An 18,109-nucleotide genomic window follows, 5' to 3' on the forward strand; every position below is an offset into this window, starting at 1 on the left:
AAAACGTACTTTTCCTTATCTGGAGTCGCCAATAAGAAAAAGGACGGTATACTCTATTTGCCTATGTAATTTAGACCTGCATCCGCATTACTTCGTTATAAGCATCTATCGCTTTTCGTTGCATTTCAACTGCCGTTTCCAGCGTAACGCTAGCTTTCTGAGCTGTAATCATGACATCGTGTAAATCATCGATTTCTCCATTGGCCAATGCCTGCGTCTTTTTGTCTGATTCAACCTGATAATTGTTCAATGTATCAATAGCGCTTTTCAAACTTGTAGCAAAATTTCCTTGAGCCTGCGCCGGTGTCTGAAGCTTTTCATTACCATTCTGAAAAGAAACGGCCGTCGGCGACTGATAGTTTCCGATGTTACTAATGTTAACCAAAAGTTATTCCTCCATTTCTTATCCCACATTATTTTCCTATTTCAAGTGCTTTTAACAGCATGCTCTTTGTTGCATTAACAGAAGTAACATTCGCTTCATACGATCTGCTTGCACTCATCAAGTCCACCATTTCTTCAAGCGGGTCGACATTTGGAAGTTGGACGTATCCATCCTGGTTGGCATCTGGATGATTGGGATTATAAACAACCTTGAACGGCTCTTCATCTTCCGATATTTCACTTACCCGGACTCCCTGACCTGGACTTGAAGTTTTACCGGCAGCCTTTTGAAGAAAAGAATCAAAGCTTGGCGTTTTGGCCTCCAATGAAACGAGTTTTCTACGGTATGGCTCGTATTCACCATTTTCATTCATCGTCGCCCGCGTTGTATCAGCGTTGGCGATATTTGAAGAAACAGTATCCATTCTTAGTCTCTGAGCCGTAAGCGCACTGGCACTTGTATTGATCGCATTAAAAATGCTCATCTATTATCTTCCTCCCTTGATTACTGTCTGAAGGCTTGAGAATTTTCCGTTTATTCGGTCCACCAATCCCTGATAATAGATTTGGTTTTTAGCCAGCTCCGTCATTTCCTTGTCTATATCGACGTTGTTTCCGTTATGATTATAAGTAGTATTTGGATTGGAAACGGTGCGGAAGGGTTGCTGTGCAGTGTCGGATCGAAAGTCAATATGTCTATCATCTGTGCGTTTCGTTTGAAAGGTGCTGTTCATTTCATCTTTCAGTACATCCTTAAAGACAACTTGTTGCGCTTTATAATCCGGCGTGTCTGCGTTAGCAATATTGTTTGAAATGGTTTGGTTCTTAAGTGAGGCATAATCCAATGATTTTTCCAAATTGCTAATGGTATTTCCAAAGAAAGACACTTTCTCTTCCCCCTATATTCAATTTGACTTTTCTCGTAATAATTTTTCTTTTTCTTTATAAACCGTCATAAATCTACTTTCAATATCGAATATTGTAATTTAATTCTAAATCTATGTCTATGGAATTTGTCGATAATCTGACTTTAGGTCTGTATAAAATCTTTCTCTTTTGTTACTTTAGTCCCCTTTCCTACCCTGTAATATCCAATTCCACATTTATCCTTCTATGTCGAACCATGTCTTATTTCCTTTGTTTTCATTATTACACACTCCTGCCAAAAAGAAAATATTAGGTGACCAAAAAATAAATAATTCTCCAATTAGGCATAATTATTCCAAATACCCCATTCTTTCGACCTGGGTATTTAGGCACAAAAAAACCTTCCTGCCGTTGTGCGCTATTAAAGCGGCACAACAGCAGGAAGGGCAACCTGCTACATCCAACTTAATTGGACTTGATTTTTTGTAATTCAACGAGGAATTTGTTGTTCAATACTTTGATGTATGTTCCTTTCATGCCAAGGGAACGGGATTCTATTACACCTGCACTCTCCAGTTTCCTTAGTGCATTAACGATTACAGATCTGGTGATCCCTACTCGGTCAGCAATTTTACTTGCTACTAGAAGACCTTCATTTCCATCCAGTTCATCAAAAATATGTTCGATGGCTTCGAGTTCACTATACGATAGCGAACTGATCGCCATCTGGACAACAGCTTTACTTCTGGCCTCCATTTCAATTTCCTCGGTTTTTTCATGGAGGATTTCCATTCCTACAACCGTTGCTCCATATTCAGCGAGTAAAAGGTCATCCTCATTGAAACTTTGCGTCAGTCTGCTTAAGATCAACGTACCTAGACGCTCTCCGCCTCCAATGATTGGCACGATTGTCGTAAGACCCTTTTGGAAAAGTTCTTTATTCTCCACAGGAAAAGCGGTATATGGGCTGTCTATATCGATATTCGAAGTAGTTTCCTGAATGTTAAACAAACTATCAGTGTATTCTTTAGGAAATTGCCTTTCTTCCAACATTGATTTCATTCGTTCATTTTCGATTTGCTGATTGATAGCAAAGCCCAAAAGCTTTCCTCTACGGCTGACTACAAATATATTGGCCGTGATAATGTCTCTCAGCGTAGCAGACATGTCATTGAAGTTTACTGACTTCCCTGTTGTTTTTTGTAACATTGAATTAATCTTTCTAGTGCGGTTTAATAAATCCATTGTTATCCTCCAATCATGTATTTACAATATATACTGGCTTAAATCCTTATTTTTTGCGATACTGCTTAATTTTTCATCCACATATTGAGGAGTTATTTCTACCTTCCCCATATTGATATCCGGCGCTTCAAAAGACAAGTCTTCCAAAAGTTTTTCCAGGATAGTATGAAGTCTACGCGCCCCGATATTATCTGTTTCCTGGTTGACATTAAAAGCGACCTCGGCAATTCTAGTCACAGCATCGTCCGTAAATTCCACTTTTATACCTTCTGTACCCAGAAGAGCCTGATACTGTTTCAACAACGCGTTAGAAGGCTCGGTTAAGATATTGCGGAAATCCTCAATCGACAATTTGTCAAATTCCACCCGGATCGGGAAACGACCTTGCAGTTCCGGTATCAGATCTGACGGCTTCGCCATGTGAAAAGCCCCTGCCGCAATGAACAAAATGTGATCAGTCTGTACTGGACCGTGCTTCGTGACCACAGTCGATCCTTCCACAATCGGCAGAATATCGCGCTGCACCCCTTCTCTCGACACGTTAGCCGATTGCTCGCTTTTTCCAGCTACCTTATCAATTTCATCAATAAAAATCATCCCTGATTGCTCTACTTTCTCAACAGCATCCTGGGCGACTTCATCCATGTCGATAAGTTTTTGTGCTTCCTGCTGTGTCAAAACCTTTCTTGCTTCTGATACAGGAAGACGCCGTTTCTTCTTCTTTTTCGGCATAAATTGACCAAAGGCGTCCTGCATGTTCATCCCCATTTGCTCCATTCCCGAACCTTGAAGCATGTCAAACATGGAGGGGGTCTGCTCATCCACTTCTATCGTGACCATCCTGTCCTCCAATTCCCCAAGTGAAAGTTGTTGACGGATGCGTTTGCGCCTGCTTTCGATTTCCTGATGATCACTCTTCTGTTCCTGATCCTGCTGGTCATCGCCTTGCTGTGGGAAAAACATTTCCAGCGGATTTTTAAAGTTATTCTGTTTTTTCTCTTCTGGTACCAGTATTTTGACAAGCCGTTTGTTTGCCTGTTCTTCCGCTTTATCCATCACTGCGGCCATCTTTTCCTGTTTGACCATCCGCACAGCCATTTCAACCAAGTCCCGTACCATGGATTCCACATCACGCCCTACATAACCGACCTCCGTGAATTTGGTTGCTTCCACTTTTACAAACGGGGCTCCGACAAGCTTTGCCAGACGTCTGGCAACTTCTGTTTTCCCCACTCCTGTCGGACCGATCATCAAAATATTTTTTGGTACGATTTCATCGCGCAGTTTATCTTCAAGTTGCATCCTTCTATAGCGATTCCGCAGTGCAATAGCAACCGATTTTTTAGCGTTGGTTTGACCAATTATGTATTGATCGAGTTGTTCGACAATTTGCCTTGGTGTCTTATTTAACGCCATCTCAGCAAACCCTCCTTTTTTAATCTAACACCTCGAGAGTTATATGGTTATTGGTATACACACATATTTCTCCGGCCACTTCCATGGCTGCCAGCGCAATATCCTTTGCAGATAAATCTTTGGAATGACGGGTCAATGCCCGACCCGCACTCAAGGCGTAATTTCCGCCGGATCCAATTGCAAGCAAACCATCATCCGGTTCAATTACCTCGCCTGTTCCGGATACTAGCAGCATTTCTTCTTTGTCCATAACAATCAGCATAGCCTCGAGCTTGCGCAAAACTTTGTCGCTGCGCCATTCTTTCGCTAACTCTACAGCAGCCCTTGATAAATTCCCGTTGTATGCTTCCAATTTACCTTCGAATTTTTCAAACAAAGTGAATGCATCTGCTACCGATCCGGCAAATCCAGCCAACACTTTCCCTCTGTATAGCCGGCGAACCTTTTTAGCTTTATGTTTCATGACGACCGCATTGCCTAATGTCACTTGTCCGTCACCGCTCATTGCACTCTGCCCATTATGCTGCACCGCAAATATAGTTGTGGCATGGAATTGTTGTGGCTCCATAAAAGTACCTCCTCCACTAATCATTTTTGTGCTTTGCCCTTGGATGGCTGTTCATGTATATTTTCCGTAGATGGTCTTTGGTTACGTGTGTATAAATTTGGGTCGAAGATAGATGCTCATGGCCAAGGAGCTCTTGAACCACCCGCAAATCTGCTCCTTCATTCAGCAAATGTGTTGCAAAAGTATGCCTCAACTTGTGAGGATGAAGATGAACAGTCAGCGCAGCGTCTTTAACCATCTTTTCCAAGATCAGCCTTAATCCGCGTGCGGTCAAAGGGTTTCCCCGAGCGTTTAAAAAAACGGCAGAAGAAGGATTCGCCGTTTTCTGTAACAATTTCTCTCTTCCATTATTTATGTAGTTTTGCATGGCGGCTTCTGCAAAACGACCAAACGGTAGGTATCTTTCTTTTCTTCCTTTCCCTCTGACCAGCAATGTTCCAATGTCAAAATCAATATCCTCCAGCTTCAAACCAGTACACTCACTAACACGGATCCCTGTAGCATAAATCAACTCGAGAATAGCTTGGTTTCTTTGACCAGTTTCCGTTGTTAGATCACTGACTTCAAACAAACGTTCCAGTTCTTCGGCATACAAAAAACCGGGCACTGGCTGGTCCGTTTTTGGAAGAGTTACCTGTGTGAAAGGATTCACTTCTACATATGTTTCCCGATCGAGAAACTTGTAAAAACTACGCAGGCTTGAAATTTTTCTGGAGACGCTTCTCCTTGATAACTTTTTTTCATACAAGGTTGTCAAGTAGGTCCGCACAACCTGGTGATCGACTAATTCCAATTGATCGATGGCTTGCTGTTTCAGAAAACCGAAAAAATTTTCTATATCACTTTGATAGTAATCAATCGTATATTCGGAAGCGTTCTTCTCAATTTGCAAGTATTCTGTAAAGGCTTTCTTTGCGTCATTCCAGTTTATCATTTCCCCACCTCGCTCAAGGCGTTTAAATAGTAACACAAGTGCCCTCGTCCACGCAATAAATTTTACTAAATTGTAACAAAATTCAGAATTGCGCTATCTGTTCTGCATTGTTTCCTTATTACGCTGTGGAAAACAAAAGAGACGGCTGTTAACTGGAGGAAATTCGACAACCTTCGCAGCAACAGCCTGAAAGTACTGTCAAGGTAAACTCTCTTACAGAACGGTAATTATATCTTTTATACGTACTGGTGTCAACTTAAATCTTCCGGTTTGTTGGTTTGATACGTTATCGGTTCTCTCTCCAGATCCAAGATACCGATTTCTTTAATTTTTTCTTTCGTTTCTGGGGTACCAAGTTCATAGATCCGTTGATAGATATTCAGCATTTCATCGTCATACTTTTTTCGTTCCTGATCTGCTTTTACTTCTTGAAAGGGAGCCTCATAGTGTAATTCTGCTGAACGGCTTCCCGCTAGATGCTGTTCATGAAACAGGTTTTCCAAGCTTAACTTATCCTCATAATCGCCTTCAATTTCATATTCAACGCTGTTATCGAAAGCTGGTACCGTCTTCACTTCTCCGGAATCTACCTTCACATAATATTTTCGCTTTTCAGACATATTATCCCTCCTATTCACCATTCTCATACCCTGTTCGGCAAGAAAAATAACGTTTAACTCTTTCTTAGGAACCTTCCCTACTATGTGCTAGAGGGGGGAAAGAAAGAGATACACATCGAACAAGAGCTTGTACCTTTCAATCAGTATAGCGGAAATATAAGTTTGGAGTAGCTGATCGAGCTTGAAAAAGGGAAATACAAGACCCTTTTTAAAAGCTTTGGTTCTCAGTCAAATGTGGTGGGGTGACTTTCACTGTACCAGTTCTTTATCCCAAGGACTCAACCCGAAAAAATAGCGATTAAACAAAGACCGCAGTGTAAATAAACTCCCTTTCCGCGGACGAACGCCCGAGCCTCCCCGCAAGACCCGCTGTGGGGTCTCGTTCGTCCGTTTTTCCGCAGGAGTCTCGCTTATTTCCACTGCTATGCAAATTCGCTTTAAGATAACGAGTTAGAGGATGAAAAACTGAGTAAAATCTATATTTTTCTGGTTAAATATTTCAGCCTTTTTGACCGCTTGTTGATCTTCTAGACAAACTTCCTCCAACAGCCAAAACTTCTAGAATAACATGACATTGCACTCCTATCCCTCTCTTTCTCCTTTGCTCCACATTCAGTATAGAGCCAACTCTTTCGAGGAAATGAAAAAAAGCATCAAGCCGCAGCCTGATGCTTTTTTCTTTGTTCAATTTTGTGTTTCTTCCTTATAGTCACAATTCGTACATTGGATTTGCGTTCCTTTTTTCGATTTCTTTTCGACCAGTAAGGAATCGCATTTCGGACATGGACGTGCAATCGGCTTATCCCAAGAAATAAAATCGCATTCCGGATAACGATCACAGCCGTAAAAAGTGCGCCGCTTTTTCGATTTTCGTTCGACTACGTTTCCTTCTTTACATTTCGGGCACTTAACACCGATTTCCTTCAGAATAGGCTTCGTATTTCTGCATTCCGGGAAATTGGAGCAAGCTAGAAATTTTCCATACCGACCCATTTTATAAACCATCTCGTGACCACAGTTTTCACAGTCAATTCCTGCTGGTTCATCCTTAATTTCTATTTTTTCCATTTCTTCGTCTGCTTTTTTCAGGCGCTTGTCAAATCCTTCATAAAATCCACCGATGATTTGAATCCACTGGGTTTTTCCTTCCTCAATGGAATCAAGATCGTTTTCCATTTTGACTGTAAAGTCTACATCGATAATCTCCGGGAAAAATTCGCTGAGTAAATCTGTCACAATTTCGCCGAGTTCGGTCGGTACAAACCGTTTATTATCCAACGTGACATAACCTCTGCGCTGAATCGTATCCAATGTCGGTGCGTAAGTGGATGGCCGGCCAAGCCCCTGTTCTTCCATCGTCTTGACTAGACGTGCTTCGGTATATCTCGGCGGCGGCTGGGTAAAATGCTGATTTGGGCGGATTTCTTCCGCCTTGATTACCATCCCTTCCTCTAGATCAGGAAGTAGCTTATCCTCTTCTTTCTTGTTATCATCCCGTCCTTCTATATATACCTTCATGAAACCTTTAAATTTCACTTTGGATCCGGAAGCACGGAACTCGACTCCCTGATTAACCAGATGAACAGTCATCGTATCCATCACAGCCGGAGCCATTTGGCTGGCTGCAAAGCGGTCCCATATCAATTTATAGAGTCGGTATTGATCACGGGAAAGAATACTCTTCAAGGACTTAGGATCGCGATAAATGGAAGTCGGACGGATTGCCTCATGGGCATCCTGTGCTCCTTCAGCATTTTTTCCTTTTTTATAGGTTCCGAGATACTCTTTTCCGAAGTTCTCTTCAATATAGGATGCAGACTCTTTTTTTGCTGATTCAGAAATCCGGGTAGAATCCGTTCTCATATAAGTAATCAAGCCGGTGATGCCCTGTTTCTTGCCCAAGTCAATCCCTTCATATAATTGTTGGGCGACCATCATCGTCTTTCTTGCACGAAAATTCAACTTCCTAGCCGCTTCCTGTTGAAGGGAAGATGTTGTAAACGGCTGAGAAGGATTCCGTTTGCGTTCCCTTTTATTGACTTTATCAATGGTAAATTCTTTTCCTTTTAGGGAACCAAGCACTTCATCTACTTCTTCTTTGTTCGCAAGCTCCCGTTTTTTTCCGTTAATGCCATAGAAAGCACCTTCAAAAGTGTCTTTATCCTTTAAAAAGTCTGCCTCTATCGACCAATATTCTTCCGGTTTGAAATTTTCTATTTCTCTTTCCCGTTCAATAATCATTTTTACAGCTACAGATTGGACACGTCCGGCACTAAGCCCCTTTTTCACTTTTTTCCAAAGAAGCGGGCTAATGTTGTATCCAACCAATCTGTCCAAAATCCGACGAGCCTGTTGGNATTCCTGCTGGTTCATCCTTAATTTCTATTTTTTCCATTTCTTCGTCTGCTTTTTTCAGGCGCTTGTCAAATCCTTCATAAAATCCACCGATGATTTGAATCCACTGGGTTTTTCCTTCCTCAATGGAATCAAGATCGTTTTCCATTTTGACTGTAAAGTCTACATCGATAATCTCCGGGAAAAATTCGCTGAGTAAATCTGTCACAATTTCGCCGAGTTCGGTCGGTACAAACCGTTTATTATCCAACGTGACATAACCTCTGCGCTGAATCGTATCCAATGTCGGTGCGTAAGTGGATGGCCGGCCAAGCCCCTGTTCTTCCATCGTCTTGACTAGACGTGCTTCGGTATATCTCGGCGGCGGCTGGGTAAAATGCTGATTTGGGCGGATTTCTTCCGCCTTGATTACCATCCCTTCCTCTAGATCAGGAAGTAGCTTATCCTCTTCTTTCTTGTTATCATCCCGTCCTTCTATATATACCTTCATGAAACCTTTAAATTTCACTTTGGATCCGGAAGCACGGAACTCGACTCCCTGATTAACCAGATGAACAGTCATCGTATCCATCACAGCCGGAGCCATTTGGCTGGCTGCAAAGCGGTCCCATATCAATTTATAGAGTCGGTATTGATCACGGGAAAGAATACTCTTCAAGGACTTAGGATCGCGATAAATGGAAGTCGGACGGATTGCCTCATGGGCATCCTGTGCTCCTTCAGCATTTTTTCCTTTTTTATAGGTTCCGAGATACTCTTTTCCGAAGTTCTCTTCAATATAGGATGCAGACTCTTTTTTTGCTGATTCAGAAATCCGGGTAGAATCCGTTCTCATATAAGTAATCAAGCCGGTGATGCCCTGTTTCTTGCCCAAGTCAATCCCTTCATATAATTGTTGGGCGACCATCATCGTCTTTCTTGCACGAAAATTCAACTTCCTAGCCGCTTCCTGTTGAAGGGAAGATGTTGTAAACGGCTGAGAAGGATTCCGTTTGCGTTCCCTTTTATTGACTTTATCAATGGTAAATTCTTTTCCTTTTAGGGAACCAAGCACTTCATCTACTTCTTCTTTGTTCGCAAGCTCCCGTTTTTTTCCGTTAATGCCATAGAAAGCACCTTCAAAAGTGTCTTTATCCTTTAAAAAGTCTGCCTCTATCGACCAATATTCTTCCGGTTTGAAATTTTCTATTTCTCTTTCCCGTTCAATAATCATTTTTACAGCTACAGATTGGACACGTCCGGCACTAAGCCCCTTTTTCACTTTTTTCCAAAGAAGCGGGCTAATGTTGTATCCAACCAATCTGTCCAAAATCCGACGAGCCTGTTGGGCATCGACTAAATCCATGTCAATGGAGCGGGGATGCTTGAAGGACTCCTTGATTGCATCTTCGGTAATCTCATTAAATACAACCCGGCAATCGGAATTTTCGTCTATATCGAGACTATGGGCAAGATGCCAGGCAATTGCTTCCCCTTCTCTATCGGGGTCAGCTGCAAGGTAGACTTTCTTCGCTTTTTTTGCAGCACTTTTCAATTCCTTTAATACCGGCCCTTTTCCACGAATCGTTATATATTTTGGTTCAAATGAATTTTCTACATCAATTCCCGTTTGACTTTTTGGTAAATCCCGCACATGACCCATTGAAGCCTTCACTTGATATTTTTTCCCCAAGTAACGTTCAATCGTTTTGGCTTTTGCGGGAGATTCTACAATTACAAGATAATCTGCCATGTTTGTTCCTCCCAAGAGGTATTCTGTCTCTATGTTTCCGTTGATCATTTAGTCTCTTTAACTTGTTTTTTACTGGGTTGTCAAGAAGTGTTTATGATTTTCTTTGATAAATCTTCCCTATTATTAAATACTTTTTTATGATTTGTCAAACATACAATCGGTTTTCATTCCAAAAACAGAAAGCGATTTCTTGTTATTCTGACATAAATCGACTTCATTTGCTACTTTTTTACTTCCATTCTTCTAATATATCATAGGTATTTTGTACTAATTTAGCCCCATCTTGTATCATTTTATTACAGCCAGCAGCCTCAGGTTGTAACGGTGAACCAGGAATGGCAAATACTTCCTTCCCCTGGTCCAGTGCCTGCTCTACAGTAATCAAACTACCACTTCTTTCCTTAGCTTCTACCACAAGTGTGCCGAAGGTCAAACCACTTATAATCCGATTTCTTTCAGGAAAATAGTACCGCTGTGGAGGGAAACCTGGTGGATATTCCGATACGACGAGCTGCGTTTCAGCTAATTCTTGAAACATATAATTATGTTGCTTCGGATAAATGTGCCGAAAGCCGCCCCCAAGCACGGCAATGGTTTCACCCCCGGAATCCATAGCAAGGCGATGGGCTATGCCATCTATTCCCATTGCCATCCCGCTGACGATTAACCAGCCATCTTTTATCAAAGGGGTCATAATCGTGTTCATTTTAGCATAGGCAGTATTCGTCGGATTCCTGGTCCCGACAACACTTATAGAGGGGGTATGAGAAAGCAGGTCGGCATTGCCGCATACATATAATACGATAGGACAATCTTTAATGTTTCGAAGTAAAGGAGGAAACGTTTGATCAAATATTGTAAGGGCTTGAAACGTTCGCAGGTCGTCTAGTAAAGCAGCCAATATTCGAGGGGAATGAAGGTCTTGAAAGAGTACAACGGCACGTTTATCGGAGAGGGAAAAGTATTCGCGAAAATCACTTAATGTATAATCATACAAACCAGCCAGATCAGGATCGACGCTTATCATTCTTTTGATCAATGACCTTGTAGCTCCCCGGCATCTATGGAGATGGAGCAATTTCAGCCGAAATTTTTTCACAATGACACCTCTTTTTTTAAAAAGCCGGCTTAAGCGAGATGCTCAAGCCAGCTAATTTGTTAATGGGTTTTACACTTATCGTGCAATCCTTTTTCTTTTAAAACACCAATCAATGTTTCTCCCATGACCGCAGGTGTTTCGGCTACCTGGATACCACAGTCATTCATCACTTTGATCTTTTCATCCGCTGTTCCCTTACCACCGGAGATAATGGCACCAGCGTGTCCCATTCTTTTTCCTGGAGGAGCTGTTGCACCGCCGATAAAGCCTACAACCGGCTTCGTCATGTTAGCCTTTACCCATTCAGCAGCTTCTTCCTCGGCAGTTCCGCCGATTTCACCGATCATCATGACTGCTTCTGTTTCTGGGTCTTCATTAAAAGCTTTCAGGACATCGATAAAGTCAGTACCGTTTACAGGGTCACCGCCAATACCAACCGCTGTCGATTGTCCGAATCCCTGTTCAGATAACTGGTGAACAGCCTCATACGTTAATGTGCCAGAACGGGAAACGACACCGATATGGCCTTTTTTATGGATATAACCAGGCATAATTCCAATTTTGCATTCTTCTGGTGTGATTACTCCAGGGCAGTTTGGACCTACCAATCTCGTTTTCTTTCCTTCCATATAACGTTTGACCTTAACCATATCCATTACCGGGATATGTTCAGTAATACAAATTGCAAGATCCAATTCTGCATCAACCGCTTCCATAATTGCGTCTGCGGCAAATGGGGCTGGTACATAAATCACCGATGCATTGGCACCTGTCTTACTAACTGCATCCTGTACCGTGTCGAATACCGGTACTCCTTCGACTTCGGTACCACCTTTTTTCGGGGTTACCCCGCCGACTATGTTGGTGCCGTATTCAAGCATTTGTTTTGTATGAAAAAGTGCTGTAGAGCCAGTAATACCTTGTACGATTACTTTGGTATCTTTGTTCACAAATACACTCATCTTCGTCCGTCCTTTCTGATTTGTACTAACTAATTCCAAGCTTTTAACAGGACAACATACTTGTTTGTTTCAAGCACTGTCATCTTGAAATCTATTTAACTAGGGAAACGATTTTCTCCGCGCCATCAGCCATCGATTCAGCGGCCGTAATGTTCAGGCCGGAGTCAGCCAGGATTTGCTTTCCTAAGTCAACATTCGTTCCTTCCAACCGGACAACCAGTGGAATTTCCAATCCTACTTGTTTGGTTGCTTCCACAACACCTTCTGCGATAACATCACATTTCATAATACCGCCGAAAATATTGACCAGAATGCCTTTTACGTTCGAATCAGAGAGAATGATTTTGAAAGCTTCTGTTACTTTTTCAGCTGTTGCACCGCCGCCTACATCCAGGAAGTTTGCCGGATCGCCGCCATAATGCTTGATAATATCCATCGTCGCCATAGCAAGGCCTGCGCCATTAACCATACAGCCTATATTTCCATCAAGAGCAATATAGCTGAGATCGTGTTTCGATGCTTCAATTTCCTTTTCATCTTCTTCGTCCAAATCGCGATACTCTGCTATATCCTTTTGACGAAAGATAGCGTTATCATCGAAGTTCAATTTAGCATCGAGCGCCAGGACATCTCCTTCTCCCGTTGTTACAAGCGGATTGATTTCGGCAATTGAGCAATCTTTTTCTTCAAAAACCTTGTAAAGACCAAGCATGAATTTAACAGCTTTTGATAAATATTCTTTCGGAATATTTATGTTGAAAGCCAATCGTCTTGCTTGGAAAGGTGTTAAACCAACCACTGGATCAATGACCTCTTTAAAGATTTTTTCCGGTGTTTTGGCTGCTACTTCCTCGATTTCGGTACCGCCCTCTTCAGAAGCCATCATCGTAACGCGAGAAGTGGCACGGTCCAGCACAAGACCGACATAGTATTCTTTTTTAATATCGCAACCTTCTTCAATTAGTAAACGCTTAACTTCTTTGCCTTCGGGACCTGTCTGATGTGTAACCAAAGTCTTACCGAGAATCTCATCGGCATATGTACGGACTTCGTCCAAATTTTTTGCAACTTTTACACCGCCCGCTTTTCCTCTGCCGCCTGCGTGGATTTGGGCCTTCACCACGGATACATTGCTGCCAAGTGCTTTTGCGGCTTCCACTGCTTCGTCTACCGTATAAGCAACACGGCCATTTGGCACTGCCACGCCGTATTTTCGCAATATTTCTTTGCCTTGGTACTCGTGAATGTTCATCTTCCATCCTCCCATCAAAATTTCACTGCAAACCCATTGTATAAAAAAACGTCACAAATTGTCTACACATTACCATTACTTATCGATAGATTGCTGTTGTTTCAACTTCATAGTTTCTTGTCTGCCCTGTATACGAAAGCAAAAACTTCTGCAACCGCCTGATATAATTCTTCAGGAATCGTTTCATTAATATCCAATTCTGCCAGCAGTTCTACCAAGGAAGAATCTTCCTGAATCGGGACATTGGATGCTTCTGCTTTGGCGATGATATTGTCAGCTACATACCCTTTCCCGGCAGCTGTTACTTTAGGCGCGGCAGCTTTGTCCCCCTCGTATCTCAACGCAGCTGCCTTACGTCTGGATGGATAATCATTCATATCCGGTAGTCCACTCCTTTATTCTGATTGCATTCATTTTGCCCAGAAAGGACGGGGCTTCCGTTCTCGAACTTACCATAAGGCTTCCAGCGCACCGATGTTAGATGATAGTCCAGTTGCTCCAGTCCTTGCTGAAGTGCTGGTTTAAATAAAGGAAAAAGACTTTCCAACTTTTGGTGTTCGTTAAATACAGTGATGCTGACCATCCGTTTTTGGATTTGCATATCGATTACGGTTTCTTTCATCTTTTCCAAGTCCAAATAAAAGACCACATGGCAAAAATCCGGATTTATTTTTCCTTCCTCATCCTTATTCCCTTCAAAGTCTATTTGTATATCGTTCTTCACCCCTATGTGGTCGCCAGGCAGCATCAAATGAAACTGAACGGTATTGACTGTTTCCTGGTGGTGGGTTAGTTGGACTCCATTTAAGTAATGCAGCAAGGAGTTAAGTTTCTCATTTCCGCCATTTCCACTCTCAGAGATGGCCTGCAGAACAATTGACTTCAAGGTTTGTTCTTTGATCGGCAATGCTGCGAGTTGATCTTTCGAAAGATTGTTCTCGTGATTTAAACCGGAAAACAGTAGTACCTGTTCTACCTTTCTCAAGAAGTACTGTTTTGGATCAGAAAGTAGTAGCCCCTGTCCTTCGGATGAATCAGAAAGCAGATGAGCCAATAAATTCACGGAACCAGATGGCAGCTGCCGGTCGATAACTTGTTTGACGGCATCAATATCTTGTGGTGAGGGCGTGCCAAGGGTAAGTTCCTGTAATGCATTGACATAACGTTTTGGCAACTGTGTGGAAAGCATAGAAAAAAAATCACTTCTAGACAGCTGGGTCCTCAGAACCTCCATTCTTTGCTGTCCGGAAGGGAGCAAATCTCCATTTATCTTTCTTTCCGACAACTCAGTCAGAGAACTCAGTTGTTCCATAAATTTAGCCGACAACGGTAGTTGCATCCGCTGCAGCTGTTGAAGTTCCTTTACCACTTCCGGGCTTGCTTTTTGCAAAGACGGGAGTACTTCTGACTGGCCAAGTGGTGTTTGCGCCTGTTTCAAGGATTTTTGCAAATCGGTAAATGAACCGGAGTCTGTAACAATTCCTGCTTTTTTCAATAATTGATATATGTCAGAATTCCCTTTTCCTGCTTCGTCATCGATAAACATTTGCAAGAGCTGGAAAAGCGGAGTGTTTTTTTGATAGGTAAATCCATTCAACCGGATTGACAGTGCTTCACGCATTTCGGAAGGGAGCTGCAACCCCGTAAGCTTATTTTGCACATCGGCTAATAAATTTCCAAATCCCTCAGCTTTTTTTGCTTGCAACGCTTGTAAAACCGAGACCGTCATGGGAAGCTTGCGGGAGATCATTTCGACAATGGTCGATCTGGCTGCTTGTTTATCCATTTGCTCTTCCATCAGTTGAAATGCTTGTAAAAGGGTTTCTTTTTGGAATGGTATTTTTTTCGTTACTAACTGGTTGAGCAAAGCGGTTCTATCCTTTGTATTCTTTATCCCTAATTCGTCTAACAAAGCGGCAATGCCTTGACTCGATTGTTCTGCCGTTGTTCTGCTTGATAAAACTTTCAAACGGATTACCTCTCCCACGGTAGCTACCTGGAACCAATACTTTCCGTTAGCTGTCAAAGGGGCTTCAAGCTGGGCTACGATATTCCTTCCGCCAAACTGAATGGAAGCTTTTTGATCTGGATAAAGCTTCATCACTTTACCCGCCAGAATTTGACCCGGTTTCATCTTTACAGCAGCTTGTACATTTGCTGGCTTCTGTAACGCATGAAATAGATTGGCTGCGGTCCGACTCATCGAAGACATGATCTAACCCCCTTTCACTCCATAATTTGTTCGCGGATAGGTGAAAAGCTTTTCCTGTGGCAAGGTGCGGCACCGTATGTTTTCAATGCATCTAAATGCGTTTTCGTTCCATATCCTTTATTCGCTTTAAATTGATACATCGGGTAGCTCTTATCCAACTCTAGCATCATCCGATCTCTGGTAACTTTGGCTATAATGCTCGCAGCGGCTATGGAAACACTCTTTTGGTCACCCTTTACAATTGCTTCCACCGTACAATTCATTCCATCCAGCGGGACGGCATCGACCAACAGGTGATCCGGTTGGAAAGCCAGATCATTTACGGCCTTGCGCATCGCTTGCTTGGAAGCCTGATAAATATTGAGCTTGTCTATTTCCTGGCTATCTGCAATTCCGATCCCATAGGAGGTGGCATGCTGAGTGATATAACGGAAATACTCCTCACGCGTCTGGCTGCTTAATTGTTTGGAGTCATTCAGTCCAGGCAGGTAAAACGAATCACCTAAAATGACGGCAGCAGCCACCACAGGACCTGCCAACGGCCCCCTGCCCGCTTCATCTATTCCGGCTACTATATTTCCTAGCTGGTAATGTTTTTTTTCAAATTTGCTCATTTTCACAAAAAGCTCCTGCTGTGCGGATTCTTTTTGTTTCCGCTTTTGATACGCTGCCACCAGCTTATGTACGCCTTTTCGATCGTCCATATGTAACTGTTCCAGAAACGAATCGGAAACTTGATCACGATCTAATCGTTCTTTTATTTCCGAAATTTTCATAAAAGAAGTCACTTCTTATTCCCCCATATGTATTATATCGACTGAATTTTCTTGTGTTGAAGCACGAAAAGACATCCGGAATAGCGGATGCCTTTTTGGTAATGGATGACGTCCAAATATCTTTCTTTATACAGGATCAGGCTGCTCTAATGTCAATCTGCCCAAACGCCCAGAACGTAAATCACGAATGATCACCTCTGCTGTTTTCTCGAAATTAACCCGTCCTCCGCTTTCCAGGCAGCCTCTCGAACTGCCGATTTTCTCAAAGATGATCCCCATATCCGGTTCATTTTCCAGAGAATATCGCTCCTGAAGTAAAGTCGGATAACTTGTCTTTAAATAATCAATAATAAAAGCGGCAACATCTTCTTTCGGAAGCAGTTGATCTTTTATCGTACCGATTGCTGCCAGCCGATAACCAACCAATTCATCTTCGAATTTTGGCCACAAAATACCAGGTGTATCAAGCAATTCAAAATCCTTTTTCACTTTTATCCACTGCTGACTGGTTGTCACGCCAGGACGGTCGCCAGTCTTGGCTATTTTCCGGTTTACCAGCCGGTTGATTAAGGTTGACTTTCCAACATTTGGAATGCCTAATATCATAGCTCTGGATGGGCGCGGCCTGATCCCCTTCTTCTGAAGCTTGTCCTGTTTCTCCCTGCCCATTTCCTTAGCGGCATTGATCACCAACTGAACATCCTGTTTGTTTTGGACATCCACTGCAACAGATTTAACTTCCTCTGATTCAAATTGATCTATCCATTTACTCGTAACTGCCGGATCAGCCAAATCCTTTTTCATTAATACTCTCATACGCGGCTTGTTTTGCAGTACTTCTTGCAACATGGGATTTTGAGAGGAATCCGGCACTCGGGCATCGACTAATTCGATGACGAAATCAACTAATTTTAATTTTTCCTGAACTTCACGTTTGGCCTTTGCCATATGGCCTGGAAACCATTGAATGGTCATAGTATCCCACCTATTCTCTTCCATCTCTTACAGGGTAAAACAAATGCGTAAGGAGCTCCCATACTTTCTGTGGAACAACCATTAGTTGTAAAGACTGAAACGGTCAAATGGCCAATACAACAATTGAACTTCTCCAACAATTTGATCATAGGAGATCAATCCCAATAACCGACTGTCCGTTGAATTGCCACGGTTATCCCCAAGCACCAGTAATTGATTTTCCGGTATTTCTTCATAGCCGCCTGGTAGTTCTTCCAGACGGAAATCGACGGTGTAATGCTGATTTTCTTCTGTCATTTGCTTTGCAGACTCTAAATAAGGCTCTTCCACTGCTTCTCCATTTATATAAAGGGTGTCATCTTTAACCTCCACATGATCTCCAGGCAATCCAATCACCCGCTTAATATAATCCTTTTGGGCGGTTGCATGAAACACCACGATATCAAACCTTTCCGGTTCTCCTACAAGGTAATTGAATTTGTTGACAATCATATGGTCTCCATTATGCAGTGTCGGCAGCATGGACGGTCCGTCCACTACAATGGGAGCGAATAAAAACATCCTGACGATGAGTGCCAGCACTCCTGCAATCAAGAGTGCTTTGACCCAGTCAAGCCATTCGTTCTTTTTTTTGGCCATTATCTTCCCTCCATATAACAGCTTTATACCCGGAAATCTTTCTTTTAGGCATAAAGCATATACCAATCAACAG

General features: G+C 42.5%; 17 protein-coding genes and 1 pseudogene. All 18 read right to left on the minus strand.

What is annotated here, in order from left to right; all coding sequences use genetic code 11:
- Positions 1-70: 70 nt before the first annotated feature.
- The 18 genes and pseudogenes from fliE to lepB all read right to left on the minus strand — a co-directional run bounded on the left by fliE (position 71) and on the right by lepB (position 18,036).
- Positions 71-385 (minus strand): flagellar hook-basal body complex protein FliE, encoded by a 315-nt coding sequence (gene fliE / locus BN1067_RS15145; protein WP_053219672.1) that lies wholly within the window; start codon positions 383-385, stop codon positions 71-73.
- A gap of 28 nt (positions 386-413) precedes the next feature.
- On the minus strand, positions 414-869 hold the full coding sequence (gene flgC, locus BN1067_RS15150) for a flagellar basal body rod protein FlgC (RefSeq protein ID WP_053219673.1): 456 nt from the start codon (positions 867-869) through the stop codon (positions 414-416).
- Between the two features lie 3 nt (positions 870-872).
- Entirely contained in the window at positions 873-1,271 is a 399-nt protein-coding gene (gene flgB / locus BN1067_RS15155; protein WP_053219674.1) for a flagellar basal body rod protein FlgB, read from the minus strand.
- 445 nt (positions 1,272-1,716) lie between these two features.
- On the minus strand, positions 1,717-2,496 hold the full coding sequence (gene codY, locus BN1067_RS15160) for a GTP-sensing pleiotropic transcriptional regulator CodY (RefSeq protein ID WP_053219675.1): 780 nt from the start codon (positions 2,494-2,496) through the stop codon (positions 1,717-1,719).
- A 21-nt stretch (positions 2,497-2,517) separates the two neighbouring features.
- Positions 2,518-3,912 (minus strand): HslU--HslV peptidase ATPase subunit, encoded by a 1,395-nt coding sequence (gene hslU, locus BN1067_RS15165; protein WP_053219676.1) that lies wholly within the window; start codon positions 3,910-3,912, stop codon positions 2,518-2,520.
- Between the two features lie 19 nt (positions 3,913-3,931).
- Positions 3,932-4,480, minus strand: coding sequence for an ATP-dependent protease subunit HslV (gene hslV, locus BN1067_RS15170; protein WP_053219677.1), 549 nt, complete (start codon positions 4,478-4,480; stop codon positions 3,932-3,934).
- A 16-nt stretch (positions 4,481-4,496) separates the two neighbouring features.
- Entirely contained in the window at positions 4,497-5,414 is a 918-nt protein-coding gene (xerC, locus tag BN1067_RS15175) for a tyrosine recombinase XerC (RefSeq protein WP_053219678.1), read from the minus strand.
- Positions 5,415-5,665: 251 nt separating this feature from the next.
- Positions 5,666-6,034, minus strand: coding sequence for a hypothetical protein (locus BN1067_RS15180; RefSeq protein ID WP_053219679.1), 369 nt, complete (start codon positions 6,032-6,034; stop codon positions 5,666-5,668).
- Positions 6,035-6,718: 684 nt separating this feature from the next.
- Positions 6,719-8,407 carry a type I DNA topoisomerase gene (gene topA / locus BN1067_RS15190; RefSeq protein WP_110943515.1) on the minus strand — a complete coding sequence of 563 codons (1,689 nt, stop codon included), beginning with the start codon at positions 8,405-8,407 and terminating at the stop codon, positions 6,719-6,721.
- Positions 8,394-10,121, minus strand: a pseudogene (gene topA / locus BN1067_RS15195) (type I DNA topoisomerase); the annotation flags it as partial. The gene topA (BN1067_RS15190) and the pseudogene topA (BN1067_RS15195), both read right to left, overlap by 14 nt.
- A 229-nt stretch (positions 10,122-10,350) precedes the next feature.
- Positions 10,351-11,220: a DNA-processing protein DprA gene (gene dprA, locus BN1067_RS15200; protein ID WP_053219681.1), complete on the minus strand. Its 870-nt coding sequence runs from the start codon at positions 11,218-11,220 to the stop codon at positions 10,351-10,353.
- 59 nt (positions 11,221-11,279) lie between these two features.
- Positions 11,280-12,182, minus strand: coding sequence for a succinate--CoA ligase subunit alpha (sucD, locus tag BN1067_RS15205; protein ID WP_053219682.1), 903 nt, complete (start codon positions 12,180-12,182; stop codon positions 11,280-11,282).
- Positions 12,183-12,273: 91 nt separating this feature from the next.
- Entirely contained in the window at positions 12,274-13,434 is a 1,161-nt protein-coding gene (gene sucC / locus BN1067_RS15210; protein ID WP_053219683.1) for an ADP-forming succinate--CoA ligase subunit beta, read from the minus strand.
- Positions 13,435-13,541: 107 nt separating this feature from the next.
- Positions 13,542-13,811 carry an EscU/YscU/HrcU family type III secretion system export apparatus switch protein gene (locus BN1067_RS15215; protein ID WP_053219684.1) on the minus strand — a complete coding sequence of 90 codons (270 nt, stop codon included), beginning with the start codon at positions 13,809-13,811 and terminating at the stop codon, positions 13,542-13,544.
- A complete protein-coding gene (locus tag BN1067_RS15220) occupies positions 13,808-15,646 on the minus strand; it encodes a hypothetical protein (RefSeq protein WP_053219685.1) in 1,839 nt (612 codons plus the stop codon). Before BN1067_RS15220 ends, BN1067_RS15215 begins: the two co-directional genes overlap by 4 nt.
- Positions 15,647-15,660: 14 nt before the next feature.
- Positions 15,661-16,434 carry a ribonuclease HII gene (locus tag BN1067_RS15225; RefSeq protein WP_324777918.1) on the minus strand — a complete coding sequence of 258 codons (774 nt, stop codon included), beginning with the start codon at positions 16,432-16,434 and terminating at the stop codon, positions 15,661-15,663.
- Positions 16,435-16,548: 114 nt separating this feature from the next.
- Complete coding sequence (gene ylqF, locus BN1067_RS15230; protein ID WP_053219686.1) at positions 16,549-17,397, minus strand: ribosome biogenesis GTPase YlqF; 849 nt, start codon at positions 17,395-17,397, stop codon at positions 16,549-16,551.
- Between the two features lie 81 nt (positions 17,398-17,478).
- Positions 17,479-18,036, minus strand: a complete 558-nt coding sequence (lepB, locus tag BN1067_RS15235; RefSeq protein WP_053219687.1) for a signal peptidase I — start codon at positions 18,034-18,036, stop codon at positions 17,479-17,481.
- Between the last annotated feature and the right edge of the window lie 73 nt (positions 18,037-18,109).

Origin of the sequence: Virgibacillus senegalensis, assembly GCF_000821245.2 — a bacterium.
Taxonomy (GTDB): Bacteria; Bacillota; Bacilli; order Bacillales; family Amphibacillaceae; genus Sediminibacillus; species Sediminibacillus senegalensis.

What these genes read in the sequence shown, in the direction of transcription:
- BN1067_RS15180 (WP_053219679.1), bottom strand. Translation starts at nt 6,034, where the DNA reads ATGTCTGAAAAGCGAAAATATTATGTGAAGGTAGATTCCGGAGAAGTG.
- codY (WP_053219675.1), bottom strand. Translation starts at nt 2,496, where the DNA reads ATGGATTTATTAAACCGCACTAGAAAGATTAATTCAATGTTACAAAAA.
- hslV (WP_053219677.1), bottom strand. Translation starts at nt 4,480, where the DNA reads ATGGAGCCACAACAATTCCATGCCACAACTATATTTGCGGTGCAGCAT.
- flgC (WP_053219673.1), bottom strand. Translation starts at nt 869, where the DNA reads ATGAGCATTTTTAATGCGATCAATACAAGTGCCAGTGCGCTTACGGCT.
- hslU (WP_053219676.1), bottom strand. Translation starts at nt 3,912, where the DNA reads ATGGCGTTAAATAAGACACCAAGGCAAATTGTCGAACAACTCGATCAA.
- BN1067_RS15220 (WP_053219685.1), bottom strand. Translation starts at nt 15,646, where the DNA reads ATGTCTTCGATGAGTCGGACCGCAGCCAATCTATTTCATGCGTTACAG.
- sucD (WP_053219682.1), bottom strand. Translation starts at nt 12,182, where the DNA reads ATGAGTGTATTTGTGAACAAAGATACCAAAGTAATCGTACAAGGTATT.
- lepB (WP_053219687.1), bottom strand. Translation starts at nt 18,036, where the DNA reads ATGGCCAAAAAAAAGAACGAATGGCTTGACTGGGTCAAAGCACTCTTG.
- BN1067_RS15215 (WP_053219684.1), bottom strand. Translation starts at nt 13,811, where the DNA reads ATGAATGATTATCCATCCAGACGTAAGGCAGCTGCGTTGAGATACGAG.
- ylqF (WP_053219686.1), bottom strand. Translation starts at nt 17,397, where the DNA reads ATGACCATTCAATGGTTTCCAGGCCATATGGCAAAGGCCAAACGTGAA.
- sucC (WP_053219683.1), bottom strand. Translation starts at nt 13,434, where the DNA reads ATGAACATTCACGAGTACCAAGGCAAAGAAATATTGCGAAAATACGGC.
- xerC (WP_053219678.1), bottom strand. Translation starts at nt 5,414, where the DNA reads ATGATAAACTGGAATGACGCAAAGAAAGCCTTTACAGAATACTTGCAA.